This window comes from Enterobacter sp. 237C8, from assembly GCF_034106865.1.
Classification (GTDB): Bacteria; Pseudomonadota; Gammaproteobacteria; order Enterobacterales; family Enterobacteriaceae; genus Enterobacter; species Enterobacter asburiae_B.
Genome location: NZ_JAWNDF010000001.1, coordinates 229,115 through 254,947 on the forward strand (window position 1 = coordinate 229,115; position 25,833 = coordinate 254,947).

Genomic DNA, 25,833 nt, shown 5'->3' on the forward strand with positions numbered 1-25,833 from the left:
CTTACGCGTCCTCTACGTCGTGATATTCTTCGCACGCCTGCAGCGTATTCTGAATCAGCGTTGCTACGGTCATCGGGCCTACGCCGCCCGGTACGGGGGTGATGTAAGACGCGCGCGCGGCGGCATCTTCGTACACCACGTCGCCGACCACTTTGCCGTTTTCCAGACGGTTAATCCCGACGTCCACGACAATCGCGCCCTCTTTGATCCACTCGCCCGGAATAAAGCCCGGCTTGCCGACCGCGACGATCAGCAGATCGGCGTTTTCGACGTGGTGACGCAGGTTTTTGGTGAAGCGGTGGGTCACGGTGGTGGTGCAGCCCGCCAGCAGCAGCTCCATGCTCATCGGGCGGCCCACGATGTTGGACGCACCGATAACCACGGCGTTCAGACCGTAGGTGTCGATGTTATAGCGCTCCAGCAGCGTCACAATGCCGCGCGGCGTGCACGGGCGCAGACGCGGCGCGCGCTGGCACAGGCGGCCAACGTTGTACGGATGGAAACCGTCCACGTCTTTATCCGGCGCGATACGCTCCAGCACCTTCACGTTGTCGATACCCGCCGGCAGCGGCAGCTGAACCAGAATACCGTCGATTTCTTTATCGGCATTCAGGGTGTCAATAAGTTCCAGCAGTTCTGCTTCGCTGGTGGTTTCCGGCAAATCGTAAGAGCGGGAGACGAAGCCCACCTCTTCACACGCTTTGCGCTTGCTGCCGACATAAATCTGCGATGCCGGGTTGCTGCCAACCAGCACAACGGCCAGCCCGGGGGCGCGTTTTCCGGCAGCTTTACGCGCCTTCACTTTTTCCGCGACCTCAGAGCGCACCTGCTGCGCAATCGTTTTACCGTCAATAATCTTTGCTGCCATCAGAGAGAAGATTCCGTCTGTAACGTTTGAAAGGGGGGATGGCGTGTATTTTGTCAGAAGCGAGCGTCGCTGTCAGTCACCCTTTACGCGTTTTTATCAGTGAGACGCAAAAACCCTTCTTAAGGGATGGTCAATTTCTTAGGCGGGATTAGGATGTGACCTGGCGAAATGGCAGCGTTTTGACATATTTAAAAAACGCGTCCTGAGCTACTTTGTCTCCTCCGAAATAAGCTTTCAATTAATCAATTGAACGTATTTCTTATTCCCGATTATTCGCGGGAAGGGTTATTTACATTTTAAAGGAATAGACATGAAACTCAGCAACATTGCTTCTACTGTTATTGCTACTTTGGCCCTGGTTGCAGGTGCCGCAAATGCAGCAGATCCTGCTGCGCCGGTTTCCGTAAATGGCGGTACCGTACATTTTAAAGGTGAGCTGGTTAATGCGGCTTGTTCAGTAAATACTGATTCTTCTGAGCAGACCGTTAATCTGGGTCAGTATCGCACCGCGAAATTTACCAAAGTGGGCGACACCACCTCTAATATTCCATTCAACATTGAACTGAATGATTGCGATCCGCTGGTTGCCAAAACTGCCGCTGTTGCGTTCACCGGTCAGATCGACCCAACCGACAAAACCCTGCTGGCCGTGACTTCCGGTAACAACGACAACACCGCGAAAGGCGTGGGTATCGAAATCCTCGACAGCAAATCCAGCGTTCTGACCCCAGACGGCGCGACCTTCTCTGCTGCGCAGACGCTGATCGAAGGGACCAACACCCTGAAGTTCACCGCACGTTACAAATCAACGGCTGCCACCACTGAGCCAGGCCAGGCAAACGCTGACGCCACCTTCGTAATGAAATACGAGTAATTCCTCCGCACAGGGATGTTCAGGCCTCACGGACGAGGCCCGTCATACGCTAATGCCAGGAACGAAGGATGACAAGGACTGGAACACTACTGCTGTTAACCCTTGCGATGGCTTGCCCGGCATCGGCGCATACCGTGGTGATCGAAGGTGGCAAGGTTCATCTCAGAGGTGAACTGGTAAACGGCGGCTGCGCCGTGGCGCCCGACAGCCAGAATATGCGCATCGACATGGGGCAGTACCGAACCAATTCATTTTCCGGTGTGGGCAGTTTTTCCACGGTTAACGTGCCTTTTACCGTGCGGCTGCTGGACTGCAGCGTTGATGTTTCGCGCACCGTGGGGATCCAGTTTCAGGGCGTGACGCCCGCAGAAGATCCGCAGGTCTTTCTGGCGACCTCGCGGCCGGGTGAAACGCCCGTCAGCAGCGGCGTGGGGCTGGCGCTTTTTGACGAACAGCAGCGTCAGATTATCCCAAATGCCACGGCCGTCAGCTGGCTGCCGATCGATACCCGCGAGCTCGCGTTCCATTTTAGCGCCCGCTATCGGGCTATTTCCGAACACCTCGAGCCAGGCAAAATTCAGTCGGATGTCTGGTTTACGTTGATTTATCCATAACACCTGCGAACACATTATTAAAGGTACGGTTGTGATGAATACCCTAATTAAACCAGGACTTTTTTTATCGTTTATTTTGATGATGGTTTCTGCCTGCGCAAATGCTTCCGGCGGTATTGCGCTGGGGGCCACGCGCGTTATTTATCCCGCAGAGGCGAAGCAAACGTCGCTGGCGATCACCAACAGCAACAAACAGGAACGCTATTTAATTAACGCGTGGATCGAAAATGCGAGCGGGCAAAAAGAAAAAACCTTTGCCGTCACTCCGCCCCTGTTTGTCAGCGAGCCGAACAGTGAAAACACGCTGCGTATTATTTACGCCGGGCCAGCGCTGCCTGCCGATCGCGAATCGCTCTTTTACATGAACGTGAAGGCGATCCCGTCGGTGAATAAAGCGAAAACGGAAAACAATAACGTGCTGCAGCTGGCGATCCTCTCACGCATCAAGCTGTTTGTGCGCCCGAACAACCTGGCGATGCAGCCGGAAGAAGCGCTTTCCCAGCTGCGGTTTGAGCGCGCGGGCAGCCATCTCAAAGTCAGCAACGCTTCCCCGTATTACATCACCCTCGTCAATCTGAAGCTGGGCGGGCAGCAGCTGGATAACCTGATGGTTGCGCCGAAAAGCTCGGCACAGCAGGTGCTGCCAGCCGGTGCTGGCGGTACGCTTTCCTGGCAGAGCGTGAATGACTACGGTGCCATCACTCCGGCGCGTAGCGTCAACCTGTGAGCAGAGTCAGGTCGATGAAAAACCACCAGAGACGTTACTGCCCGGTTGCACTGGCGCTGATGGCTGCGCTCTGGCCGCAGGCTGGCTGGAGCGAAAGTTATTTCAACCCGGCCTTCTTGTCCGACGACGCCGCCAGCGTGGCGGATTTGTCGCGTTTTGAACAAGGACACCAGCAGGCACCCGGCGTTTATCGCGTGGATATCTGGCGTAACGATGAGTTTATCGGTACCCAGGACGTGCGTTTCGAGCAGGCCGAGAACACGCCGCCGGTGGCGGGCGGTTTGTCGGCGTGCATTACGCGCGCGATGCTCGATCGCTTTGGCGTCAACGTCGCGGCGTTTCCCGAGCTGGCTAAGGTGCAGGGCGACACCTGCATTCCGTTGACCACGGCCATACCCGGCAGCGAAACGGTATTCAATTTTGCCTCTCAGCGTCTGGACGTCAGCCTGCCGCAGGTGGCGTTGCAAAACAGCGCCCGGGGCTACATTCCGCCTGAACAGTGGGATGAAGGCATTCCCGCCGCGCTGGTGAACTACAGCTTCACCGGTAACCGGGGAAGCGAAGACGACAGCTATTATCTGAACCTGCAGAGCGGGTTGAACTATGGCGCCTGGCGTTTACGTAACAACGGCGCATGGCGGTACACGCAGAATAACGGGCAGCGGCACAGCGAGTGGCAGAATATTGGCACCTGGGCGCAGCGCACCGTCATCCCGCTCAAAAGCGAACTGGTGCTGGGCGACAGCAATACCGGGAATGACGTCTTCGACAGCATGGGTTTTCGAGGTGGGCGGCTCTTCTCGTCTGACAGCATGTACCCGGACAGCCTGCAGGGCTACGCGCCGACCGTGCGCGGGATCGCCCGTACGCCAGCCAAAGTGGTGGTTCGCCAGAACGGTTACGTTATCTATCAAAGCTATGTCCAGCCGGGCGCATTTGCGATTACCGATCTTAACCCGACCTCCTCAAGCGGTGACCTGGAAGTCACGGTTGAAGAGAAAGACGGCACCCAGCAGCGCTATACCGTGCCGTACTCCACCGTGCCGCTTCTGCAGCGTGAAGGGCGCTGGAAGTATGACCTCGTTGCCGGGGATTACCGCAGCGGTAACAGCGATCAGGATACGCCGTTCTTCACTCAGGGCACCCTGATTACCGGTCTTGCCAACGGTTACACGCTCTACGGCGGGACGCAGCTGGCGTCACGCTATACCGCGGTGGCCGTCGGGGCCGGGAAAAACCTGGGCGACTGGGGCGCGGTCTCGCTTGATATCACCCACGCCCGCAGCCAGCTCGCGGACGACAGCAGGCATGAAGGGCAGTCGCTGCGCTTCCTCTACGCGAAATCCCTTAACGGCTTCGGCACCAACTTCCAGCTGCTGGGCTACCGCTACTCCACAAAAGGGTTTTACACCCTCGACGATGTCGCCTGGCGCTCAATGGAGGGCTATCAGTATGCCGATAGCCAGAACGATAACGATGTGCCGGACGTGCAGAGCTATCACAACCTGACGTGGAATAAAAAAGGCCGCTTCCAGCTCAACGTTTCTCAGTCGCTGGGGGACTACGGCTCGGTCTATATCTCCGGTAGCGAGCAGACCTACTGGGGAACAGACGAGACGAACCTCTGGTACCAGCTGGGCTATGCGGGCGGCGTGAAGGGGATCAACTACTCCGTCTCGTGGTCGTGGAACAAATCCGTGGGGATAGATGGCACCGATCGGATCGCGTCGTTTAACGTATCCGTGCCGTTCAGCCTCTTTACCCGTCAGGGCTATCGCCGGGACAGCGCGATTGACCGCGCCTACGCTACGGCATCCGCCAGTCGAAACAGCGACGGCGACACTAGCTGGCAAACCGGCGTCAGCGGAACGCTGCTGGAGGATCGCAACCTGAACTACAGCGTGACCCAGGGACACGCCAGCACCAACGGCGGAAGCGGAAGCGCCAGCGCCAACTGGCAGGCGACCTACGGCACGCTGGGCGTGGGCTACAACTATTCCCGCGACCAGCACGATCTCAACTGGCAGCTCTCCGGCGGGGTGGTCGGCCACGCCGACGGCGTGACCTTCAGCCAGCCGCTGGGCGACACCAACGTGCTGATCAAAGCGCCGGGAGCATCGGGCGTCAGTATTGAAAACCAGACCGGCGTGAAAACCGACTGGCGAGGCTACGCGGTGATGCCGTATGCCACCGTCTATCGCTACAACCGCGTGGCGCTGGATACCAACACCATGAGCAACAACACCGATATCGAAAACAACGTGAGCAGCGTGGTGCCGACCAAAGGCGCGCTGGTGCGCGCCAGCTTTGATACCCGCATTGGCGTGCGCGCCCTGCTGACGGTAACGCGCGGCAACCAGCCGGTGCCGTTCGGCGCGGTGGTGCGTGAGACCAAAAGCGGCGTCACCAGCATGGTGGGGGATGACGGACAAATTTACCTGAGTGGGCTGCCGCTGGAGGGCGAACTGCTGATCCAGTGGGGCGACGGGGCGCAGTCCCAGTGTCGCGCACCTTACAGCTTGTCTGAACAGAGCCTGCAACAGGCAATCACACTTAAGGGGATCGGCTGTGATTAAAACTCAACTCTTTGCCTTGTCGCTGCTGGCGTTACTGCCCGCGACAAACGCATTAGCGACCGTGTGCGTCAATGAAAAAGGCGTGCCGACGGAAGTGCATTACGACCTGACGGATAAATTCAACAGCTCGAATAACCAGATTGGGCAGGTCGTGACGCTCAGCGAGAAATCGCAGTGGGTAGGGGTGAATGCCGTCTGCCCGAAGGGCACGACCGGGAATACCACCAAGCGCAGCTATGTGACTGATTATCCGGTAACAGGAACGAGCGATGGCTATCAATATCTGAAGCTTAACGACTATCTGGACGGGGCGATGAAAATCACGGACAGCTATGCTGGCGTGTTTTACCCGCCAAAAAGCTATATCCAGATGGGGAGCCATCCTAACGTCTCCAAAAACAAACCGTTTGGCGTTCAGGACTCCAGCCTGGTCTTCCGTCTTAAGGTGACCCGGCGTTTTATCAACATGGTGGTGATCCCGCGTGCCACCATGTTCCGCGTTTACGTCACCACTACCTCTTCCGATCCGTTAACCACGCCGGTCTATACCATCAGCTACAGCGGAACCATTCAGGTGCCGCAAAGCTGCGCCATCAATGCCGGTAACGTGGTGGAGTTTGATTTCGGCGACATTGGCGCCTCCTTGTTCAGCAAGGCGGGCGTGGGTAACAAGCCGGAGGGGGTCTCATCGCAAAGCAAAACCATCGCCATCAAATGCACCAACGTGGAGGCGAACGCCATGCTGACGATGCGGGTCGAGGCGGAAAAAGTCTCTGATAATGTGCTGGTGTCGGATAACCCGGATGTGGGGTTCATCATCGCCAACGAGAGCGGGGCGCCGCTGACGCCCAACAACCTGACGAGCAAAATTCCGTTCCGCCTCGACGACAGCGCGCAGGCGCAGGTGGGGATCCGGGTCTGGCCGGTGAGCGTGACGGGCAATAAGCCAGCGGAAGGGCGCTTCACCTCGCGCGGGTATTTGCGCGTGGATTACGACTAAGGAGCCGATATGCGAAACAGGATCCGTTTTCTCACCGTAGCGCTCTTTGCGCTTTGCACGCAGGCTCAGGCGGACACCGCGTTGGGCGAGATTAACATTCGGCTCTACGGCAATATCGTCGATTTTACCTGCGTTGCCGAGGGCAGCGACAGCGACAAGGCCGTCCCGCTGGGCACCTGGCCCACGAAACAGCTCAGCACCACCGGGAGCCGCACGCAGCCGATGCCGTTTACGCTGAAGCTGACCGGCTGCCCGCCGGGCGCGGCGTCCATTACGTTTTCGGGTAAAGCCGACGGAAGCAATAGCGGCTTGCTGGCGCTGAATGATGCCAGTACTGCAAGCCATGTCGCCGTTGAGATCAGGGATGCGGATAAAACGCGGCTGGCGCTTCAGCAGGCCAGCCAGCCGGTCTCGGTTGATGCGCAGGGAAATGCGATTCTGTCATTTTATGCCAATTATATTGCCACTGCCGATAACCCTCAGCCCGGACGGGCTGATGCGGATGCCACCTTCATGATTAATTATAATTAGCACTGACCGCACTCCCTGCAGCTCAGATAAGCTGCAGGGAGTGAATTCAGGTTATAGCAGCTCGTGGGCTTTGGCGTAATCAATTAATTCCACGATACTTTGCACACCCAGCTTGGAATAAATATTGGATTTATGCGCGCTAATGGTCTTGTTGCTTAATAGTAGCTGTTCAGCTATTTCCTTGTTGGATAATCCATTCGCCAGATACCGTAATACCGTGACCTCGCGATTCGATAATGGCATATCTACTGCCATCCCTTTCCCGGAACCCAAATGGTTTATAAAGTTCAACGTCTCTGACGGGAAAAAGGAATAGCCCATCAGAATCATTTCTACGGCGTTGTAGATCTCACCCAAATCTTTTCGTTTACTGACGAAGCCATTTGCCCCGGCGCGAATGGCGCGACCCGCGTAAAATAACTCTGATTTAGACGAGAGGAACAGAACCTTAATGTTCTTGTTTAAGTTCCTGATTCTCTTAAGTAAAGAGAAGGCATCCGTGCCCGTGAGTTCAATGTCAAGGATCACCAGATCGATAGGGTGATTGCGGATACAGTCAAGGACTTCATGGCTATCGCCAGACTTGAGCTTGACTGTGATATTCTTATTTTTCTGTAGCAGGACTTCTATCGACATTCTGACGATAGGATGTTCGTCCATAATGATAACGGATGCCGGTTTCATTTTTAATGCCTCAGATTGTTAAAAGCGTTATGCAGAGTTTGGTAAAACTCTCGAAATGCCGGAAGGATATAATGTGCAGATCCCTATACCGTAGTATTTCCCTGGAAAGAGCGAAAGCATCCTTGTTTACGTAATGAAAAGAACTATGCCTCAGCGCGGTCATCTCATTAGGCTGGTGTTGGCAAAAAGGTTTTTCTTATTCATATTTGATACGCATCTTATTATACAGGGTAAGTTTTTTCCGAAAACCCTGTAAATTAATATGAGGGTATTGGTTTGTATTATCTTCTGGATCTGAATCGCTATTTTTTTAAATTTAGCGGAAATGTCCTGTTATCTCATTTACCGCATTTTTTCATCTTTATGTAATAACAAAAAATAACAGATATCTCTGTATGTTGATTAATTGTTAACAAAAATACGCCTCTTTTAAAGGGACGAACCCGCAAAAGTGAGGTTAAAAATTGCCCTCGCAGGCCGTCTGACCTTCATCTGAAAGTGCTTACGCCGATCCGGATAACGGCGTCTGGTGCACAGGAGAACGTGCTGCCCGCTTCGCTTTTTACTCCTGGCTGTTGTCGCTAAGCTGCTTGTTTTTACATCATTATCATCTTGTTAACGCCTTCTGCATTCACTTAACGGATGGAGGAAAGTGCTGCCGTTCCGTTAATCTGTGGCATTTCACAAGGTTCACGCCCATAAATTAGGAATAGTTATAATTTCGAGTTTATTGTTAAAAATTAACATTTTTGCAACGCGAGTGGTAAGTAATTTCCTAAACCGCTTTAGGAAATAAGGGGTTAGGTGGTGAGTGAAAACGTGCAGTCTGAGAGGTTATTAAGAAGATGGAGCAATTCCTGGCGATGGCTTAGCCCCAGCTTTAAGAGGATGCAGCTGAGACGATAGATAATGCGGCTATAGGGGCGATTCTGCATAAGGGCAATCTGACGCAATGTCTTGCCCCGGGAAAGCTCCTGCAGGATGGGCCACTCGTTGCGCGAGAACCAGTCTTTCTCGGTACCCAGCGGAGGTAGGGTTTCCAACAGGCTGTGCTGGAGCGCAGCGGCGCTCAGCTGACGTTCGAGCACATGAAAGGGACCTGCCGCTTTGCAGAAGAGGCGGGTATCGTAATTATCGGCCCGGACCAGCAGCCAGGGCGTCAGGAACGGAGGAAACAGGCTATGCCGTCTCAACTGATCCAGTTTCTCCAGAAGCCCCGTGGACCGGCTTTCAATATCCACGACCAGACGGGCTGAGGGCCACTGCGTCTGAGCGATAAGGGCGTCGTCCAGCGTGGCGTAGTCGCAGCAGCTGCTCAGGGGAAACTGCCCGTGGAGAAAACCGGTGCGCAGGTAGTGATCCTCCGTCACCAGAAGGATAAACGGGGCGTCGGTTTTGCGGGGCTGGCTGATGGACTGGCTCAAAAATTCGAGCCGGTCGAAAAAGGGGGGAGCAAAAGGTGAGCGCGTAAATCCCAGTGCATCACTTCCTGTACGCCGCCGCCGGTAACGGCGCACTGTCATTCGCATGGTCTCCCTCCTGGAAATGGCTTTTTAATCCTCCGGCCATGTCCAGGACGGCCAGTAATATCCCTGGCCGAGGTCTGCGCCTGCCTGCAGTGCCCAGGTACGATCGCGTTCAGTCTCAATACCTTCAATAAGCACTTTCCCGGCAAGCTGAAAGCAAAGGGAAACCAGTTGCCTCAGCGCAGGGGTGTCGCGTAAACGCCAGAATGCTTCCTTATCTATTTTGATGCCGCTTAACGGGAGTCGGCAGGATAAAAACGACTGCACTGTGACGTCATCCACGTCATCAAGCCAGATAGCGTGTCCCTGTTTGCAAAGTTGCCGCAAATTTTGAACGACATGCTGCTTCTCTACGAGGGAAAGCGCCAAAAAGGACGCGAGGTCGACAATCTCAATATTGAGCGGCATGCCTGGCAACCGGATAAGTCGCTGAAAAGACGCGGGCTCTGTCAGGACGGTTATCGGCAGATTAATAAAAAGATTATGACCGTGCGGCGTATTTTTTAACGCGGCAAGCTGCGCTTCAAGCAGCGTTATCGACCACTCTGCGGAGCGATCGCAAAAAAAGTTCTCGCTGTCCCGCGTGTCGGACAGAACGCTAAGGACCTCCACGCCAACCTGGCGCAAGGAGGAAAGGGCGACGATGGGCTCAAGCTTAATGCCGACGATGTCCTGAGAAATGTACTGTAACCGGGGGGGCGTATCGATCAGGTTTTGCGCTGTCACTCCATTGTCCTGTTGTCTGTCAGCCTCCAGGCGGCCGGGATACCTGACTCTAGTGTGACGAGCTGACGTTCAGGAAAACAGCAGGCGTTACTTAAATGCAACTAAGCCTTTTCGCAGCGCTAAATTTTACGGTGAAACAGGGCGAAATGTTGAGAAAATAGCCGTATTTACAATCGGCTAGCGGTAATTGGTCCTGAAAACGGAAAAGGCATTGACTCACCTGCCATTGACCGTATAATTCTTCGCGTTTCACCACCGCGAAGTACACGCATATCAGTGCGCCCTTAGCTCAGTTGGATAGAGCAACGGCCTTCTAAGCCGTAGGTCGTAGGTTCGAATCCTACAGGGCGTGCCATTTCATTTCATAGAGTTACGCCTCTTTCACATCCTCCTGATTTCCGTTGTGGGACATATTTGGGACATCGCCCCTAAAATTTACCGGTCAAGAAGGACATTTATGTGGTATCTACTCGCAACTTCGCTTGCCGCACTCTCCCTTAATAAAAGCCTGGCTTATCTAATGCTGGGATTAACGGCATTTCTCGGCTGGAAACAGAGTATTCTTGACGCCCCGGCGCTGCTTGTTATTGCATCAATCGTCGTTGGCTGGTCTGTTGTTGAATGGCTACGGAATAAAAATAATAAATATACGTATCTGGTCGAAGGCCTGTGCGTGGCCATCGCCGTTGTCCTGGTTTTGCATGTGATCCCGGGTTTTCATAACCCCAAAGTGCTGGATGCTGTCGTCGTTGGTCCGCAAAGCATACCGTTCAGTATGTACTTTAATATGGACAAGGCAGTGGTGCCGTTCTTTTTAATTACGTGCATGCCAACGTTATTCGTCGCAAAACCCCTCTATAAAGCGGGCAAGGTCGGCTGGGGAATATTGGTTCTTGCGATACCCGTGCTGTTACTTCTGGCTGTTGCGTTGGGCGGACTTAGAATTGAGCCGCATGCGCCTGAATGGTTCGCTCAATTTGCCCTTGCGAATATTTTTTTCGTCTCTTTGGCTGAGGAAGCCTTGTTCAGAGGCTACCTGCAGCAACGCTTGTCCCGGATTATTCATCCTGTTGTCGCGCTGTTGATTGCCTCAGTCATCTTTGGACTGATGCATTATAGCGGCGGTTTACTACTGATTATTTTTGCCAGCCTCTCCGGCATTATTTACGGCCTGGCGTGGATGTGGAGCGGCAGGCTCTGGGTTGCAACGTTATTCCATTTTGGGCTGAACTGCGTGCATTTATTGTTCTTCACCTATCCGATGTATGCCCCCCACGCTGCGATGTGATGCGTTTTTAAATAGTCGCCTAATAATTTGGCTACCTCTGAATAAACATAAAAAGCCCCGCAAGATCGGGGCTTTTATATCTGCCGGGCGCATGAATAACAGATTTACCTTCGCGTCATAATGAATAGAAGGCTAATGAATTTCACTGTAGGCAGGCTTAAGGTTTTCTTAATCTAAAAATTATCTCTCATTAAAATTTGGATTTTTATCATTCTAAAATCTGCTAAAAAGAAATTTTACACTTTTACGACTAAACTCGATTGATACTAATTATCATTAGCGTTGTTGTATGCTTTAATCCTGTCCCACAAAGCTATGAGTCGTTAATCCCGTTGGTCTATAAAGGATATGTTCATGAATTCTCGCCTGCTGTCCTGCTTCTCGCTTGCCTTGTTGTCTTCATCCCTTTTCCTTTCCACACAAGCGGTTGCCGCTGATAACAACGAAGGTATCGTTGTTTATAACGCGCAGCACGAAAACCTGGTGAAGTCGTGGGTTGACGGTTTTACCAAAGAAACCGGCATTAAAGTCACTCTGCGTAATGGCGATGACAGCGAGCTGGGTAACCAGCTGGTTCAGGAAGGCAGCGCGTCACCGGCAGACGTGTTCCTGACGGAGAACTCGCCTTCTATGGTGCTGGTGGATAATGCCAACCTGTTTGCGCCATTGGATGCAGACACCCTGAAGCAGGTACCGGCAGAATATCGTCCGGCGCACGGCCGCTGGATTGGCATCGCCGCCCGCAGCACGGTGTTTGTGTATAACCCGGAAAAGCTGAACGAAAAGCAGCTGCCTGAATCGCTGATGGATCTGGCAAAACCCGAGTGGAAAGGCCGCTGGGCGGCATCACCGTCAGGCGCGGATTTCCAGGCCATCGTGAGCGCGATGCTGGCGCTGAAAGGCGAAAAGGCCACGCTGGAATGGCTCAAGGCGATGAAAGCCAATTTCGTTGCCTATAAAGGCAACAGCACCGTGATGAAAGCGGTCAATGCCGGTCAGATTGATGGCGGCGTGATTTATCACTACTACCGTTTTGTCGATCAGTCCAAAACCGGTGAAAACAGCAAAAACACCCAGCTTTACTACTTCAAACACCAGGATCCGGGCGCGTTCGTGAGCCTCTCTGGCGGCGGCGTGCTGGCGTCCAGCAAACACAAAGCGCAGGCGCAGGCCTTCATCAAATACATTACCGGTAAAGAAGGTCAGGAAAGCCTGCGTACCAACAACGCCTTTGAATATGCCGTGGGCGTGAACGCGGCCTCAAACCCGAAACTGGTCCCGCTGAAAGATCTTGATGCGCCGAAAGTTGAACCTTCAACGCTCAACAGTAAAAAAGTTATCGAGCTGATGACGCAAGCCGGCCTGCTGTGATCCTGAGAGTGAAGTGAACGTCTTATGTCTGGTCTGAGTCTCGACATCGGAAAAAACAGAGTGCAGGAGCCTGCCCGCAGGCGTCCTGCACTGCCGATGGTTGCGTTAGCTGTGTTGTTTTCATTAATGGCGCTTCTGCCTTTGGGTTTTATCATTGCCATTGGCATTGAGACTGGCTGGGAAACCATTAAGGCGCTGGTGTTTCGCCCGCGTGTTGCTGAGCTGCTCAGCAACACGCTGTGGCTGACGGCTTTAGCGGTTCCGCTGTGTATCGTGACGGGCGTGGCAATCGCCTGGCTCACGGAGCGCACGCAGCTTGCCGGGCGAGGGATCTGGTCCGCACTGGCGGTCGCCCCGCTGGCGATCCCCGCGTTTGTGCAAAGCTACGCCTGGGTGAGCGCTGTCCCTTCCATGCACGGGCTCTCCGCGGGCGTGTTCCTCTCGGTTCTTGCCTACTATCCGTTTATCTATATGCCGGTTGCGGCGGTGCTGCGTCGCCTGGACCCGACGCTGGAAGATGTCGCCGCTTCGCTGGGTACGCCGCCTTGGCGGGTCTTTTTCCGCGTGGTGTTGCCCCAGCTCAAGCTCGCTATCTGCGGCGGCGCGCTGCTGGTGGCGCTGCACCTGCTGGCGGAATATGGCCTGTACGTGATGATCCGCTTTGATACCTTCACCACGGCAATTTATGACCAGTTCCAGTCTACCTTCAGCGGCCCGGCGGCGAACATGCTGGCGGGCGTGCTGGCCTTATGCTGTCTGGCTATATTAATGCTGGAGGGCGTGACGCGCGGAAAAGCACGCTACGCGCGCATTGGCGCCGGGGCCGCGCGCGAGCAGAAACGCTGGCCGCTGAAGCCTGCGGCCGCCGCGCTGGGCCAGCTGTTTTTCATCGTGCTGATCGTGCTGGCGCTGGGCGTGCCGTTAATTGTCCTGTGTCGCTGGATTTGGCTCGGCGGCGTGCAAAACTGGATGAGTGCCGATCTCTGGCACTCCCTGCGCCAGACGCTGATGCTCGGCGTGGGCGGCGCGCTTCTGACGACGGCGTGCGTGATCCCCATCGCGTGGCTCGGTATCCGCTATCCGCACCGCATCTTCCGGATGCTGGAAGGGTGCATCTATATCACCAGTTCGCTGCCGGGCATCGTCACGGCGCTGGCGCTGGTCACCGTCACCATTCATTACGCCCGTCCCATTTACCAGACGGAAATTACCCTGTTCCTTGCCTACCTGCTGATGTTTATGCCCCGTGCGCTCATCAACCTGCGGGCGGGGATTGCGCAGGCGCCGGTCGAGCTGGAGAACGTGGCGCGCAGCCTGGGCAGCACGCCCGCGAAGGCGCTCTGGAGCGTCACGATGCGGCTGGCCGCGCCGGGTGCGGCGGCGGGGGCCGCGCTGGTTTTCCTCGGCGTCAGCAACGAGTTGACCGCCACGCTGCTGCTCTCTCCGCTGGGCACGCGCACGCTCTCCACCGGATTCTGGGCGCTGACCAGTGAAATTGACTATGTTGCCGCCGCGCCTTACGCGATGCTGATGATCCTGATTTCACTCCCGCTGACCGCCATTCTCTATATGCAGTCGAAAAAAATTGCAGGGCTATGACATGCTTGAATTAACCGCCATTTCTAAATCGTTTTCTGATGTGCAGGTGCTCGACAGCTTAAACCTGAGCGTGGCGCCGGGGAGCAGGACGGCGATTGTCGGGCCGTCCGGGTCGGGGAAAACCACGCTGCTGCGTATTCTGGCCGGGTTCGAAACGCCTGACACCGGGCGCATTGTCATGCAGGGGAGAACGCTGTTCGATGAAAACAGTTTTGTTCCCGCCCACCTGCGCCGGATCGGTTTTGTGCCTCAGGAGGGTGCGCTGTTCCCGCACCTCAATGTGGCAGACAACATCGCCTGGGGGCTGGACGGTACTCGCCACGAGAAGCGCCAGCGCGTTGAGGCGCTGATGGAGATGGTTTCTCTGGACAGGCAGCTCGCAACGCACTGGCCCCACGAGATTTCAGGCGGACAGCAGCAGCGCGTGGCGCTGGCCCGCGCGCTGGCCCAGCGACCTTCACTGATGCTGCTGGATGAACCATTCTCGGCGCTGGATACCGGCCTTCGCGCCATGACGCGTAAGGCAACGGCCGATCTGCTGGCCGAAGCGGGCGTGGCCTCGATTCTGGTCACCCACGATCAGAACGAAGCGTTGTCCTTTGCCACGCAGGTTGCCGTCATGCGCTCCGGACGCTTCACGCAGGTCGGTACGCCTTATGACGTCTACACCCGTCCGGTTGACGAAGAGACGGCGCTGTTTCTTGGCGATGCCGTGATCCTGCCTGCTCAGCTCGCTGCCGGGTATGCTGTGTGCGCGCTGGGTGAAGTGCCGACGGACAACGCGCATGCGACAGGGCAGGGCAGAGTAATGATGCGCCCTGAACAATTACGCGTGACGGCATGTGCAGCGAATGAAAGCCCGATCTCGATTCTCGACGTGGACTTCACCGGCCAGCTGTCGACGCTCACCCTTGCGTTAGCCGGGGAGAAACAACCCGTGATTCTGAAGACCGTAAGCCAGCCAGGATGGAACCCGGGCACGGCGGTACGCATTGATATTGCTGGCACCGCGCGGGTATTCGAATATTCTTAATATTCGTTAGTAATTTCATGCAACGGGTTGTTATAAAAGATTTTTCCCGAACACATGGCAATTCCTGAGATTCTCTACCATGCTCATAAAACCTCACCACAATGCGTGAGGTTTTTCGTAGTGGCTGATTAATCTCAAGGAAAAAGGTTATGAAAAAGACGACTGCTATTTTGTTGGGAACGGCGTTACTGTTTACGACCAATGCTTTTGCTGCCCAGCTACTCACTAAAAGCGAGTTCAAGAAAGTTGCATCTCAATATAAAAAAATCGGTACGGTAAACACCTCGAATGAAGTATCGGTGGATGATGCGAAAAAAGAACTGATTGAGAAAGCCGATAAGCAAGGCGCGGATATCCTGGTGCTCACTTCAGGGAACACCAACAATAAAATTCACGGTACGGCCAATATCTACAAGAAAAAATAATGTTATTGCAGCCATCCCCGAAACGGGGTGGCTGTTCCCCCTCTTTTCTCGCCAAATCTCCTTATGAACGCGGTTACACTTGCTAACGCATGGATAATGCGTATAGTTCTCATTTGCATTGCATTCAATACATTCTAAGGCCCGACAACGGGTCATTTTTGCGCGCACTTTAAAATGAGTTAACGATGAACAACACCATCATGCACAAAACGCTGCTGGCGCTCGCCGTTGGCGCGGCGACACATTCCGCCTTCGCGGCGGACAATCAAAAAGAGGACACCCTTGTTGTCCAGGCTGCTCCAGCCAGCGATTTCAAACCCGGTGGCGACCAGCTGGTACCGGCCTTCCTTGACGGACAGGTGGCGAACGGCGGGCGCATGGGGATGCTGGGCCAGCAGAACGCCATGGACGTGCCGTTCAACATCATCAGCTACACCTCGAAGCTGGTGGAAGATCAGCAGGCGAAAACCATTGCCGATGTCGTCGCGAACGACGCGGGCGTGCAGTTCGTTCAGGGGTACGGCAACAGCGCGGAGACCTACCGCATCCGTGGCCTGAAGTTCGACGGCGACGACATGACCTTTGGCGGCCTGTCCGGCGTGCTGCCGCGCCAGGTGGTGGATACCCAGATGGTTGACCGCATCGAGATCTTCAAAGGGGCCAACTCGCTGATGAACGGCGCGGCAAGCTCCGGCGTGGGCGGGATGATTAACCTTGAGCCAAAACACGCGGGCGAACTCCCGCAGGCGAAAGTCGGCGTGGACTACACCTCGGATTCCCAGATTGGCACCACGCTGGATGCGGGCCGTCGCTACGGTGACAGCGACCAGTTCGGCGCGCGGGTGAACCTGGTTCATCGCGAAGGGGAAACCGGCATACCGAATGACCGCCGCCGCACCACGCTACTCTCTACCGGCCTGGATTACACCGGCGACCGCTTCCGCACCTCGCTGGATCTGGGCTATCAGAAGAAAACCTTCCACGGCAGCCCGACCAGCGTCAATATTTCCGCGGTGGATTTCGTTCCCGAGCCGCCGAAAAACGATCGTAACTTCTCGCAGAAGTGGGCCTACAGCAACATCGAAAACGAATTTGGAATGTGGCGCAGCGAGTACGACATCACCGACGGCTGGACCGCCTATACCGGTCTTGGCGCGCAGCACGCGCACGAGGAAGGCATCTACAGCGCGCCGAAGCTGGTGGATAAAAGCGGCAAGGCAACGGTCAGCCGTCTCGACACCAACCGCATCAGCGATTCCGTCAGCGGCATGGCGGGCATTCGCGGTAATTTCAATACAGGCTTCGTCTCGCACAAGGTCAACGTTGGCTATTCGGCGATGACCAAAAACGAAAAAATCGCGTGGAAAATGTCGGCGACGAAGGATAATCCGACCACCAACATCTACCACAACACCGGCGTCGACATGCCGGACAGCACCAACTTCAATGGTTCCGGCGGAAAGTACAGCGATCCGCTGACCAGCGGGCGCACCCGTACCCAGGGCTGGCTGCTGAGCGATACGCTGGGCGTGCTGGACGACAAGCTGCTGTTCACCGCAGGTGCCCGCCATCAGAAAGTCGTCATTCGCGGGTATAACAAAGTCACCGGTGCGGAAAACGCGGCGGACGGTTTCGACGGTAGCCGCTGGATGCCCACCTACGGCGTGGTCTACAAGCCGTGGGAGGAAATTTCCCTTTATGCAAACCACACCGAAGCGCTGCAGCCGGGCAAAACCGCACCTAACACCGCCACCAACTACGGCCAGAGCACCGGTATCGTTCACTCTAAGCAGAACGAAGTGGGCGTGAAGGCGGACTTCGGCCGCGTGGGCGGATCGCTTGCGCTGTTCGAAATCAAAATGCCGTCGGCGATCCTCGACAACAGCGGCCACTACGGCCTGGACGCCGAGCAGCGAAACCGTGGCGTGGAGCTGAACGTCTTCGGCGAGCCCGCGCTGGGGATGCGTCTGAACGCCAGCGCTACCTGGCTGCAGGCCGAACTGACCAAAACCAAAAATGGCGTGAATCAGGGTAACGATGCGATCGGGATTCCGAACTTTTACGCCGTGCTGGGCGCTGAGTACGACATCAAGCCGATTGACGGCCTGACCGCCACCGCCCGCGTGAACCACTCCGGCGCGCAGTACGCTGACCTGGCAAACACCAAAAAGCTGGACAGCTACACCACGCTGGATCTGGGAATGCGTTATCGCTTCGCGGTGAACCACAATGAAAACCAGATGACGGTTCGCGCGGGCATCGACAACGTGACCAATGAAAACTACTGGGCCAGCGTGGATGATTCCGGTACCTATATTACGCAGGGCGAACCGCGCACCTTTAAGGTTTCGGTTGGCTACGCGTTTTAAGCGTTCCATCTCGTTATCCGGGGCAGGGATGCCCCAATCCCTTGCTACCTCCAGCATGAAGTGTTAAAACGTGCCCCTTCTAAAAAAGAGACAGGGGTAGGACGTGAAAGACGCGTCATCCGCTTCAGGCCATGGTAGCGCTGAAGCCTCGTCGGATCAGAATCCGACGCTGCAACGTGGTTTGCAAAATCGACATATTCAGCTCATTGCCCTTGGCGGCGCGATCGGTACCGGGCTGTTTCTCGGCATCGGCCCCGCTATTCAGATGGCTGGCCCGGCGGTGCTGCTGGGTTACGGTATCGCCGGGATTATCGCCTTCCTGATCATGCGCCAGCTTGGCGAAATGGTCGTTGAAGAGCCGGTTTCAGGCTCCTTCGCGCACTTTGCTTATAAATACTGGGGTCCGTTTGCAGGCTTCCTGTCCGGCTGGAACTACTGGGTAATGTTCGTGCTGGTGGGGATGGCGGAGCTGACCGCCGCGGGCATTTACATGCAGTACTGGCTGCCGGATGTTCCGACGTGGATCTGGGCGGCGGCCTTCTTCATCATTATTAACGCCGTTAACCTCGTCAACGTGCGCCTGTATGGCGAAACCGAGTTCTGGTTTGCGCTGATCAAGGTGCTGGCGATTATCGGGATGATCGGCTTTGGCCTGTGGCTGCTCTTTTCCGGCCACGGCGGCGAGCGCGCCACGATCGACAACCTGTGGCAGCACGGCGGCTTCCTGGCGACCGGCTGGAAAGGGCTGATCCTCTCCCTGGCAGTGATCATGTTCTCCTTCGGTGGACTAGAGCTGATCGGCATTACCGCCGCGGAAGCGCGCGACCCGCATAAAAGCATTCCCAAAGCGGTCAACCAGGTGGTGTACCGGATTCTGCTGTTCTACATCGGCTCGCTGGTGGTGCTGCTGGCGCTCTATCCGTGGGTGGAAGTGAAGTCCGACAGCAGCCCGTTCGTGATGATTTTCCACGATCTGAACAGCAACGTGGTGGCCTCGGCGCTGAACTTCGTCATTCTGGTGGCGTCTCTGTCGGTCTATAACAGCGGCGTTTACTCCAACAGCCGCATGCTGTTCGGCCTCTCCGTGCAGGGCAACGCGCCGAAGTTCCTCACCCGCGTCAGCCGTCGCGGTGTGCCGGTGAATTCCTTGTTACTTTCCGGCGCCATTACGTCGCTGGTGGTGCTGATTAACTATCTGCTGCCGAAAGAGGCCTTTGGCCTGCTGATGGCGCTGGTTGTTGCCACGCTGCTGCTGAACTGGATCATGATCTGCCTTGCGCACCTGCGCTTTCGCGCCGCGATGCGCCGCAAGGGACGCGAGACGCAGTTCAAAGCGCTGCTTTACCCGGCGGGGAACTACATCTGTATCGCTTTCCTCGGGCTGATTCTGGTGCTGATGTGCACTATGGATGAGATGCGTCTTTCGGCGATGCTGCTGCCGGTGTGGGTTATCTTTCTGTTTGTGGCGTTTAAGCTTTCCCGCAAAAAGTGATCCGCTTTTCTCCCTCTCCCTGTGGGAGAGGGCCGGGGTGAGGGCACCACACCAAACCGCACCTGCCTTCACGCCCGGTGGCGCTTCGCTTACCGGGCCTACAAACGGATTATCTGGCGATAACGCCCGCCAGGGATCGAATATCGTTCCCGGTCGGGGACTGGTGAATACGCAGCCCAAATTCATCCACCACCGCGAATATATGGTCGAAGATGTCGGCCTGAATCTCCTCATATTCTGCCCAGACCACCGTGTTGGTGAAGGCATATATTTCAATCGGCAAACCATTCGCATCAGGCGCTAGCTGGCGCACCATCAGCGTCATATCTTTGCGAATACGCGGATGGTTGCGCAGATATTCATTCAGGTAGGCGCGGAAGGTCCCAATATTGGTCATCTTACGCAGATTTAATACTGACTCCCCTTCACCGTTCTTCTGATTCCACAGGCTAATTTCCTCATGTCGCGCGGCCAGATAGGGCTTCAGCAGCTTCGCCTGAATGAGTTTCTGCTGCTCCTGCTCGTCGAGAAAATGAATGCTGGTGGTATCAATATTCAGGCTGCGCTTAATGCGTCGCCCGCCGGAGGCGGACATGCCGCTCCAGTTGATAAAGGCGTCGGACACCAGGGCCCACGTCGGAATGGTGGTGATGGTGTTATCAAAATTGCGCACTTTAACGGTGGTCAGACCGATGTCCGTTACCGTGCCGTTGGCACCGTATTTTGGCATCTCCAGCCAGTCGCCGAGCTTGAGCATGTCGTTGGCGGAAAGCTGGATCCCGGCCACAAGTCCGAGTATCGGGTCCTTAAACACCAGCATCAGAACGGCGGCCATGGCGCCCAGACCGCTTATCAGAATTGCCGGGGACTGGCCGATCAGCAGGGAGATAATCAATATCCCCACCAGGATGGCGCTCACCAGCTTGATGCCCTGGAAGATCCCCTTCAGCGGCAGCTGTGACGCGGTGGCCATTTTCTGCGACAGATTAAAAATTACGTCCAGCAGCGAGAAGAAGGAGAGCAGGGCATACACCATGACCCACAGCTTTGCGCAGGTAGTGAGAATTTCCGCCGCTTCGCTGCCCTTTTGCAGCCACAGTACCGCCTGAACGTTGACGATTATCCCCTGAAGGGTGAAGGCCAGACGGTGAAATAATTTATTCTGGGTAATGATCTGCAGCCATAAATGGCTGCTGGCCTGCGCGCGTTTTTCGAAAGCGCGAAGCACCACTTTGTGCAGAATAAAATGAACGATGATGGCGGTAAGAAAAATAATACCAAAGATAATCACTAAAGAGGTGGTGTGATTAATTTCAATGCCTAACTCTTCAACCTGAGCAATTAATTCCTGCATAACGTCTCCTGTATTGATGCAGCCCCATAATGGCGGCTGCGGATCTATTATGCAAATTCCCGGGCTTATTTGGTGGCCTGGCAGACCTTCACCACCGGCAGGCACAGGCTATGGCGGATGCGCAGCGTCGCCAGGGCAAGTACCACCATCATCGCCGTTTCCACCATCAGGAAGACGTTAACCGCCTGGGTGTAATCCCCGTGATGGTTTTGCAGCGCGTGCAGCAAAATCGCGCCAAAAATGGCCGGGCCAAGCCCCAGCGCGGCCTGCTGCAGCGTGCTGAGAATGGCGCTCGCAGCCCCCGCGTCGTCAGGCTGAATATCGCGCATCCCGATGCGGTAGAAGCTGTTCACGATCAGCGCCTGCCCGTAGCCGACCAGCCCGGTCGCGGGCGCCAGCGTCAGGGCGGTATTCTCCATTCCCCAGACGCGGAACGTGGCGATCAGCGCCAGCAGGCCGGCAATCTGGATCGCCAGACCCGTCAGCAGAATGGTACTGGTGCTGTAGCGAGCAATCAGCCTCGGCGCGAACCACGCCGAAATAAAGTAAGTTACGCCCAGCGCGATAAAACTGTTTCCGGACTGCCACGGTGCCATCCCCAGACCGGTTTGCATGGTCAGCGCCATACAGAACATAAACCCGGACCAGACGCTGAAAAAGAGCATCGCAATCAGAATGCCAAAGCGAACGCTGCGAAGCTGCAGCAGGCGCGGCGGGATCAGCGGATGGGCATTCTCACGCTCCTTTTTGCGCGCATTCAGCGCCGTCAGCCAGCCCAGCGGAATAATGGCGAGAAGCATAACCTTCAGCGGCCACGACCAGTGCCACTGGGGGCCGAGCGCCATCGGGAACAGCAGGCAGCAAAGAATGATCGCCAGCAGCACGGTTCCGGTCCAGTCGATGCGTGACGGCTTCTCGCGACGGGTTTCGGGTACGAAATGGCGGCTCAGCCCCAGCACCACCAGACAGATCGGCACGTTGATAAAGAAAGCGTTACGCCAGCCCAGCCCGGCGATATCCGCCGACACCAGCCAGCCGCCGCCCATCTGGCCGACGATAAACGCAATCCCACCGATGCCGCCAAACAGGCTGATGGCTTTAGCGTGCGCCGTACCTTTCAGCGTCACGTGCAGGGTAGCAAGAATTTGCGGCACGATCAGCGCGGCCCCCGCCCCCTGAACGATGCGCGCGGCCAGCAGCTGTTCAATGTTCCCCGCCATCCCGCACAGCAGCGAGGCCAGGCCAAAGCTCGCGACGCCCCACATGAACAGACGCCGACGGCCAAAGTTATCCCCCAGCTTGCTGCCGAGCGCGAGGCAGACGGCGAAGGCCACGCCGTAGAGGGCGACAATCAGCTCCAGCTCGGTGGCGGTGGCGTTCAGCGAATGGGTGATGGCGTCCAGCGCGACGTTGGTGATTGAGGTATCAATCATCGGCAGCATCTGGCCGGTTAGCAGCAATATCAGGCCAGCGCGGCCCGGTGAAACAACTGACGTATTCATGGTAACTCCATTGCGTCATTCAACAGATGGTCGTAGCATCAACCATCTGATAAACGGGTACCAGTTCTTGCTTATACTGGTACTGGCACTACCATGCAGGGGGATTTATGGCCTTGATGTCTGAACCCGTCGTCTCACTTCAGGATGACACCCGAAAACAGCTGGGGGCATTTTTACGCGCGCGACGCGAAAGCCTCGATCCGCAGCGTCTCGGCCTGCCGCGCAGCGGTCGCCGCCGCACGCCGGGTCTGCGCCGTGAAGAGGTGGCGATGCTCGCGGACGTGGGCGTGACCTGGTACACCTGGCTTGAGCAGGGCAGGGACGTCAATCCGTCCAGCGCGGTGATGGCGGCTGTGGCAAAAGCGCTGCAATGCACTCCGACCGAGGCCCGACACCTGTTCGTGTTAGCCGGGCTGCCGCCGGGTGAAGCCCCGCAGGCGGTCTGCTGCGAGGGTATCAGCGAGGGCACGCGCCGCCTGCTGGATACGCTGATGCCTAAACCCGCCAGCATTCAGAAACCGAATTTCGACATCGTGGCGTGGAACGACAGCTTCGGGCACCTTATGGGCGTCGATTTCAATGAAATTCCGCCGGAAGACCGTAACTGTATTTACCTGTTCCTCACCCATCCGGCGTGGCGCGCGCGTCTCGGCAGACGTGACGATGTGCTGCCCATATTTGTCTCCTATTTCCGGGCGGCGATGGCCGAGCACCGGGGCGATCCGCTGTGGGAGGCCAAACTGGCGCGCTTCTTTGCGGTGTCGGAAGAGTTTAAAACCCTGTGGCACCAGCGCAACGACGTGCGCGGCGTGGAGAACCAGCTCAAGCTGTTTACCCATCCCGAGCTGGGGGATTTTACGCTGCAGCAGATGTACTGGTACTCCGCGCCGCGAAACGGATCGCGGCTGCTGGTGTATCTGCCCGTGGATGAGGCGGGGGAAAGGGCAATGGCATGGTTGGCGGTGCAGAACAAATAAACCTGGTTTCCCGGGTCAGTAGTTATCCGGAAGCCTGTTTATTGCCATTAAGAGCCCACGTTCAATTTTAATATAGTTGCCTGTTTTCAAATCGCTCAGGATCTTCATAATTCGACTGCGCGAAAGATGAGTCTTTTCCTGTATGTAGTCACAGGCATTTACAGACAGACGAAGGTCTTCCTTCTCTGTCATCAGTGACACAAGATTAAGGCGAATTAACTCATAAGTAGACAACCCAACCGAAGTTTCATGAGCTTCCAGTAACCGTTTAATGGCGTACATATACGAATAGGCGGCTTCCTGCCAAAGATTGCGATTGTTAATAATTGCAAATGTAGATTTTAGCGGTTTGATTTCATATCTAATTTCACCGCAGGCCTGCATATAAAATCCCGCATTGGTATCAATAAGATTATTCATACCAACGATCATCGGGGCTTCGATAAACTTCAGCAGAAGCCGGTCTCTCGTGCGGTAGACGGCGACGATGCCGGAATGGAGTATGAATGTCATTGGTTTTTCATGCTGATCCAATGAAATGATTTGCCGTTGGTGTCCTACCCTGACGCGCTCCGGTTCAGAGAGTTCATGTATAAGTTTTATAATATAATTTTCAGGTTTCATAGCGTACAACATACCCTGAGAAATATCGCTAAGAGTATTTCAGAGGTTGATAAAAGTAGTGGAAGTGAGAACAAGGTTATAAATGACACCATGGGCACACGCAATATATAACACGTTATCTTAATAGAGGCTGAGAGGATGAAGGATGTTTAACGTACAGGCGATGAGGAAACCGCGTTGAATGCAGCCAGCAAAGACGCAAAGCGAGAGAAAATCATGATATCCCTTTCAGCACCCTACAATGAAAAAAAGACCGGAAACGACCATCCTTGAGCCGCATCCGAGAGAAAAACCCGTTTGTTAGTTATACGTGAATGACATCGTGATAACGGAGCTGATTTTTCCCGGTGTCGCGCCACCGTCTTTACTGAAAGCGCGAGTATGCATCTTAAAGGTGGGTGTCGTGCCTGCGGAGGCAATATCAATAGTCGCCGTTTTGCCATTGCCGTAAGCTTCATTAGCCAAACCTTCAAGCTGAACAGCGATATTTTTAGCCGCTTTGTCTTCTCCCGCATCTACCGCCGTGTTGCTGTACAGCGTGTTAGGATCGCCAGCATCGGCTGTGCCATGGAATGTTGCGGTTATCGTTGACGTACCCGCCGGACAGCTTTTGAAAACGACGTTAATTGGTACCCATGCAGAACTGCTTCCTGCTGCGTTCAGATCGGCGCTTTGCAACTGGTCGCCTAGAGAAATATTTAACGACTCACTTCCCGTATCGATTACGCAAGGTGAGGCGACAATATTGCCCGTTACGGTAATTTGTACTGGGTCTGCGGCAAACGCGGAGTGAGCCGAGCCGACAGTAAGAAAAATACAGGCTGTTGATGATAAAAAGAATTTTTTTACATTGAACATAGTAATGGCCATTTAAGCAGATTTTGAGTGCATCTTGCCCACAGCGCCGAAGTCGCTAATGACGCTGAATTGAATATTTCCGGAATTAACTCCCGCAGGGAGCGTAAACGATGTTGTTTTGCCCGGTGATGCATAGGAGACATTCGTAAGTTTTTTTCCGGCAACACTTATTTCATTGAAATTAATGTAGCAGGGCGTCGGATTGTTGATATCCAGTTGGTTGCCAGAGATATGCCAGCTGAGTTTGTCGCTTTCTTTCTCTACGTCCAGGTTTTTCAGCGAGTCCGGGCGATAAATCAGTTTAATGCTGGTTGATACCGCAATCTGTAGCGTATTTTTTTCACGTGGCGCAGATGGGATTGCCTTAACACGTAGCCAGAACATGGACTCTTTATCTTGTGGAAGATTGCCTGACTGGATAACGCGCATTAGGTTTTCTTTCCCTCCATCAAGGCGATAAAGCGGAGGGGTGATGATGAAGGGCGGTTTTTGCTGACTACTATCAAGATTATCGATAACCGTCTGAATAAGATAAGGACTACTGTCTGGATTACGAACGCTGAGTGACACTTCTTTTTTTGCACCTGCATAGACGAGGCGTGTTCCGCCAATATTGACCGTTGCGTGAGCCATTTGGCAGGTGGCGGCGACAGTGCAGCCAAGCAGTAAAATAGTAATAATTTTCACGGTAAAACTCCGAGAGATAATATATGTCTCCTTAATGGGAAAGACAGTTTTCAATGCTGATGCTGTAATTCTAAGTGCCGCTAAGGGTATTGTCCTTCTAAACAATATCCTATTTAGGATCCAAGAAA

Annotated in this window: 23 protein-coding genes and 1 tRNA gene; 15 read left to right on the forward strand and 9 right to left on the reverse strand. The window is 55.0% G+C overall.

Going from position 1 to position 25,833, the window contains the following annotated elements:
- Position 1: 1 nt before the first annotated feature.
- Entirely contained in the window at positions 2–868 is an 867-nt protein-coding gene (gene folD / locus USF70_RS01125) for a bifunctional methylenetetrahydrofolate dehydrogenase/methenyltetrahydrofolate cyclohydrolase FolD (protein ID WP_008499332.1), read from the reverse strand.
- Positions 869–1,178: 310 nt separating this feature from the next.
- Here folD and fimA point away from each other — a divergent pair, with 310 nt between their 5' ends.
- From fimA to sfmF, 6 genes are all read left to right on the forward strand, one after another.
- Entirely contained in the window at positions 1,179–1,742 is a 564-nt protein-coding gene (fimA, locus tag USF70_RS01130) for a type 1 fimbrial major subunit FimA (protein WP_023310641.1), read from the forward strand.
- Positions 1,743–1,810: 68 nt separating this feature from the next.
- Complete coding sequence (gene fimI / locus USF70_RS01135; protein ID WP_023310642.1) at positions 1,811–2,356, forward strand: type 1 fimbrial protein subunit FimI; 546 nt, start codon at positions 1,811–1,813, stop codon at positions 2,354–2,356.
- A gap of 34 nt (positions 2,357–2,390) precedes the next feature.
- Positions 2,391–3,083 (forward strand): type 1 fimbria chaperone FimC, encoded by a 693-nt coding sequence (gene fimC, locus USF70_RS01140; RefSeq protein WP_032661434.1) that lies wholly within the window; start codon positions 2,391–2,393, stop codon positions 3,081–3,083.
- Positions 3,084–3,097: 14 nt separating this feature from the next.
- Entirely contained in the window at positions 3,098–5,659 is a 2,562-nt protein-coding gene (locus tag USF70_RS01145) for a fimbrial biogenesis usher protein (protein WP_320735180.1), read from the forward strand.
- Entirely contained in the window at positions 5,652–6,659 is a 1,008-nt protein-coding gene (gene fimH / locus USF70_RS01150) for a type 1 fimbria D-mannose specific adhesin FimH (protein WP_033144826.1), read from the forward strand. The genes USF70_RS01145 and fimH overlap by 8 nt, the downstream gene beginning before the upstream one ends.
- A gap of 9 nt (positions 6,660–6,668) precedes the next feature.
- Positions 6,669–7,190 carry a fimbria assembly protein gene (gene sfmF, locus USF70_RS01155; RefSeq protein ID WP_039263992.1) on the forward strand — a complete coding sequence of 174 codons (522 nt, stop codon included), beginning with the start codon at positions 6,669–6,671 and terminating at the stop codon, positions 7,188–7,190.
- A gap of 51 nt (positions 7,191–7,241) precedes the next feature.
- Here the strand turns inward: sfmF and fimZ are convergent, their stop codons facing one another.
- The 3 genes from fimZ to USF70_RS01170 form a co-directional block, all read right to left on the reverse strand.
- Positions 7,242–7,874: a fimbria biosynthesis transcriptional regulator FimZ gene (fimZ, locus tag USF70_RS01160; RefSeq protein ID WP_032661427.1), complete on the reverse strand. Its 633-nt coding sequence runs from the start codon at positions 7,872–7,874 to the stop codon at positions 7,242–7,244.
- A gap of 800 nt (positions 7,875–8,674) precedes the next feature.
- Positions 8,675–9,403, reverse strand: a complete 729-nt coding sequence (locus USF70_RS01165) for a DNA-binding response regulator (RefSeq protein WP_320735181.1) — start codon at positions 9,401–9,403, stop codon at positions 8,675–8,677.
- 24 nt (positions 9,404–9,427) lie between these two features.
- Positions 9,428–10,126 (reverse strand): EAL domain-containing protein, encoded by a 699-nt coding sequence (locus tag USF70_RS01170; RefSeq protein WP_069303766.1) that lies wholly within the window; start codon positions 10,124–10,126, stop codon positions 9,428–9,430.
- A gap of 278 nt (positions 10,127–10,404) precedes the next feature.
- Between USF70_RS01170 and USF70_RS01175 the strand changes: the two genes are divergently transcribed.
- The 8 genes from USF70_RS01175 to pheP all read left to right on the forward strand — a co-directional run bounded on the left by USF70_RS01175 (position 10,405) and on the right by pheP (position 19,703).
- Positions 10,405–10,481: transfer RNA gene (locus USF70_RS01175), tRNA-Arg, on the forward strand.
- A 102-nt stretch (positions 10,482–10,583) separates the two neighbouring features.
- On the forward strand, positions 10,584–11,414 hold the full coding sequence (locus tag USF70_RS01180) for a CPBP family intramembrane glutamic endopeptidase (protein ID WP_320735182.1): 831 nt from the start codon (positions 10,584–10,586) through the stop codon (positions 11,412–11,414).
- 354 nt (positions 11,415–11,768) lie between these two features.
- On the forward strand, positions 11,769–12,785 hold the full coding sequence (locus USF70_RS01185; RefSeq protein WP_039263996.1) for an iron ABC transporter substrate-binding protein: 1,017 nt from the start codon (positions 11,769–11,771) through the stop codon (positions 12,783–12,785).
- 24 nt (positions 12,786–12,809) lie between these two features.
- The gene (locus USF70_RS01190; protein WP_048976680.1) at positions 12,810–14,384 is read left to right on the forward strand and encodes an ABC transporter permease; all 1,575 of its coding nucleotides are present in this window, start codon (positions 12,810–12,812) and stop codon (positions 14,382–14,384) included.
- Position 14,385: 1 nt separating this feature from the next.
- The gene (locus tag USF70_RS01195; protein WP_320735183.1) at positions 14,386–15,417 is read left to right on the forward strand and encodes an ABC transporter ATP-binding protein; all 1,032 of its coding nucleotides are present in this window, start codon (positions 14,386–14,388) and stop codon (positions 15,415–15,417) included.
- 149 nt (positions 15,418–15,566) lie between these two features.
- A complete protein-coding gene (gene yahO, locus USF70_RS01200; protein ID WP_320735184.1) occupies positions 15,567–15,842 on the forward strand; it encodes a DUF1471 family periplasmic protein YahO in 276 nt (91 codons plus the stop codon).
- Positions 15,843–16,027: 185 nt separating this feature from the next.
- Positions 16,028–18,211 carry a TonB-dependent siderophore receptor gene (locus USF70_RS01205; protein ID WP_320735185.1) on the forward strand — a complete coding sequence of 728 codons (2,184 nt, stop codon included), beginning with the start codon at positions 16,028–16,030 and terminating at the stop codon, positions 18,209–18,211.
- A 103-nt stretch (positions 18,212–18,314) separates the two neighbouring features.
- Positions 18,315–19,703 carry a phenylalanine transporter gene (pheP, locus tag USF70_RS01210; protein ID WP_047061279.1) on the forward strand — a complete coding sequence of 463 codons (1,389 nt, stop codon included), beginning with the start codon at positions 18,315–18,317 and terminating at the stop codon, positions 19,701–19,703.
- 109 nt (positions 19,704–19,812) lie between these two features.
- On the opposite strand, the gene USF70_RS01215 is transcribed toward pheP, so the two are convergent.
- Both USF70_RS01215 and USF70_RS01220 read right to left on the reverse strand, forming a co-directional pair.
- A complete protein-coding gene (locus USF70_RS01215; RefSeq protein WP_048978906.1) occupies positions 19,813–21,057 on the reverse strand; it encodes a mechanosensitive ion channel family protein in 1,245 nt (414 codons plus the stop codon).
- 65 nt (positions 21,058–21,122) lie between these two features.
- On the reverse strand, positions 21,123–22,559 hold the full coding sequence (locus tag USF70_RS01220; RefSeq protein WP_087822130.1) for an MFS transporter: 1,437 nt from the start codon (positions 22,557–22,559) through the stop codon (positions 21,123–21,125).
- A gap of 107 nt (positions 22,560–22,666) precedes the next feature.
- Between USF70_RS01220 and USF70_RS01225 the strand changes: the two genes are divergently transcribed.
- Entirely contained in the window at positions 22,667–23,536 is an 870-nt protein-coding gene (locus USF70_RS01225) for a helix-turn-helix transcriptional regulator (protein WP_087822131.1), read from the forward strand.
- A 15-nt stretch (positions 23,537–23,551) separates the two neighbouring features.
- Here USF70_RS01225 and USF70_RS01230 read toward each other — a convergent pair whose 3' ends face one another.
- From USF70_RS01230 to USF70_RS01240, 3 genes are all read right to left on the reverse strand, one after another.
- Complete coding sequence (locus tag USF70_RS01230; protein ID WP_158002599.1) at positions 23,552–24,160, reverse strand: helix-turn-helix domain-containing protein; 609 nt, start codon at positions 24,158–24,160, stop codon at positions 23,552–23,554.
- 300 nt (positions 24,161–24,460) lie between these two features.
- On the reverse strand, positions 24,461–25,018 hold the full coding sequence (locus tag USF70_RS01235; protein ID WP_166670500.1) for a fimbrial protein: 558 nt from the start codon (positions 25,016–25,018) through the stop codon (positions 24,461–24,463).
- 12 nt (positions 25,019–25,030) lie between these two features.
- Positions 25,031–25,705, reverse strand: a complete 675-nt coding sequence (locus USF70_RS01240; protein ID WP_259678406.1) for a molecular chaperone — start codon at positions 25,703–25,705, stop codon at positions 25,031–25,033.
- Positions 25,706–25,833 lie beyond the last annotated feature (128 nt).

Bases quoted from the DNA above. Each gene is read 5' to 3' on its own strand.
- folD (WP_008499332.1), bottom strand. From the start codon at position 868: ATGGCAGCAAAGATTATTGACGGTAAAACGATTGCGCAGCAGGTGCGC.
- fimA (WP_023310641.1), top strand. From the start codon at position 1,179: ATGAAACTCAGCAACATTGCTTCTACTGTTATTGCTACTTTGGCCCTG.
- fimI (WP_023310642.1), top strand. From the start codon at position 1,811: ATGACAAGGACTGGAACACTACTGCTGTTAACCCTTGCGATGGCTTGC.
- fimC (WP_032661434.1), top strand. From the start codon at position 2,391: ATGAATACCCTAATTAAACCAGGACTTTTTTTATCGTTTATTTTGATG.
- USF70_RS01145 (WP_320735180.1), top strand. From the start codon at position 3,098: ATGAAAAACCACCAGAGACGTTACTGCCCGGTTGCACTGGCGCTGATG.
- sfmF (WP_039263992.1), top strand. From the start codon at position 6,669: ATGCGAAACAGGATCCGTTTTCTCACCGTAGCGCTCTTTGCGCTTTGC.
- fimZ (WP_032661427.1), bottom strand. From the start codon at position 7,874: ATGAAACCGGCATCCGTTATCATTATGGACGAACATCCTATCGTCAGA.
- USF70_RS01165 (WP_320735181.1), bottom strand. From the start codon at position 9,403: ATGCGAATGACAGTGCGCCGTTACCGGCGGCGGCGTACAGGAAGTGAT.
- USF70_RS01180 (WP_320735182.1), top strand. From the start codon at position 10,584: ATGTGGTATCTACTCGCAACTTCGCTTGCCGCACTCTCCCTTAATAAA.
- USF70_RS01185 (WP_039263996.1), top strand. From the start codon at position 11,769: ATGAATTCTCGCCTGCTGTCCTGCTTCTCGCTTGCCTTGTTGTCTTCA.
- USF70_RS01190 (WP_048976680.1), top strand. From the start codon at position 12,810: ATGTCTGGTCTGAGTCTCGACATCGGAAAAAACAGAGTGCAGGAGCCT.
- USF70_RS01195 (WP_320735183.1), top strand. From the start codon at position 14,386: ATGCTTGAATTAACCGCCATTTCTAAATCGTTTTCTGATGTGCAGGTG.
- yahO (WP_320735184.1), top strand. From the start codon at position 15,567: ATGAAAAAGACGACTGCTATTTTGTTGGGAACGGCGTTACTGTTTACG.
- USF70_RS01205 (WP_320735185.1), top strand. From the start codon at position 16,028: ATGAACAACACCATCATGCACAAAACGCTGCTGGCGCTCGCCGTTGGC.
- USF70_RS01215 (WP_048978906.1), bottom strand. From the start codon at position 21,057: ATGCAGGAATTAATTGCTCAGGTTGAAGAGTTAGGCATTGAAATTAAT.
- USF70_RS01220 (WP_087822130.1), bottom strand. From the start codon at position 22,559: ATGAATACGTCAGTTGTTTCACCGGGCCGCGCTGGCCTGATATTGCTG.
- USF70_RS01225 (WP_087822131.1), top strand. From the start codon at position 22,667: ATGGCCTTGATGTCTGAACCCGTCGTCTCACTTCAGGATGACACCCGA.
- USF70_RS01230 (WP_158002599.1), bottom strand. From the start codon at position 24,160: ATGAAACCTGAAAATTATATTATAAAACTTATACATGAACTCTCTGAA.
- USF70_RS01235 (WP_166670500.1), bottom strand. From the start codon at position 25,018: ATGTTCAATGTAAAAAAATTCTTTTTATCATCAACAGCCTGTATTTTT.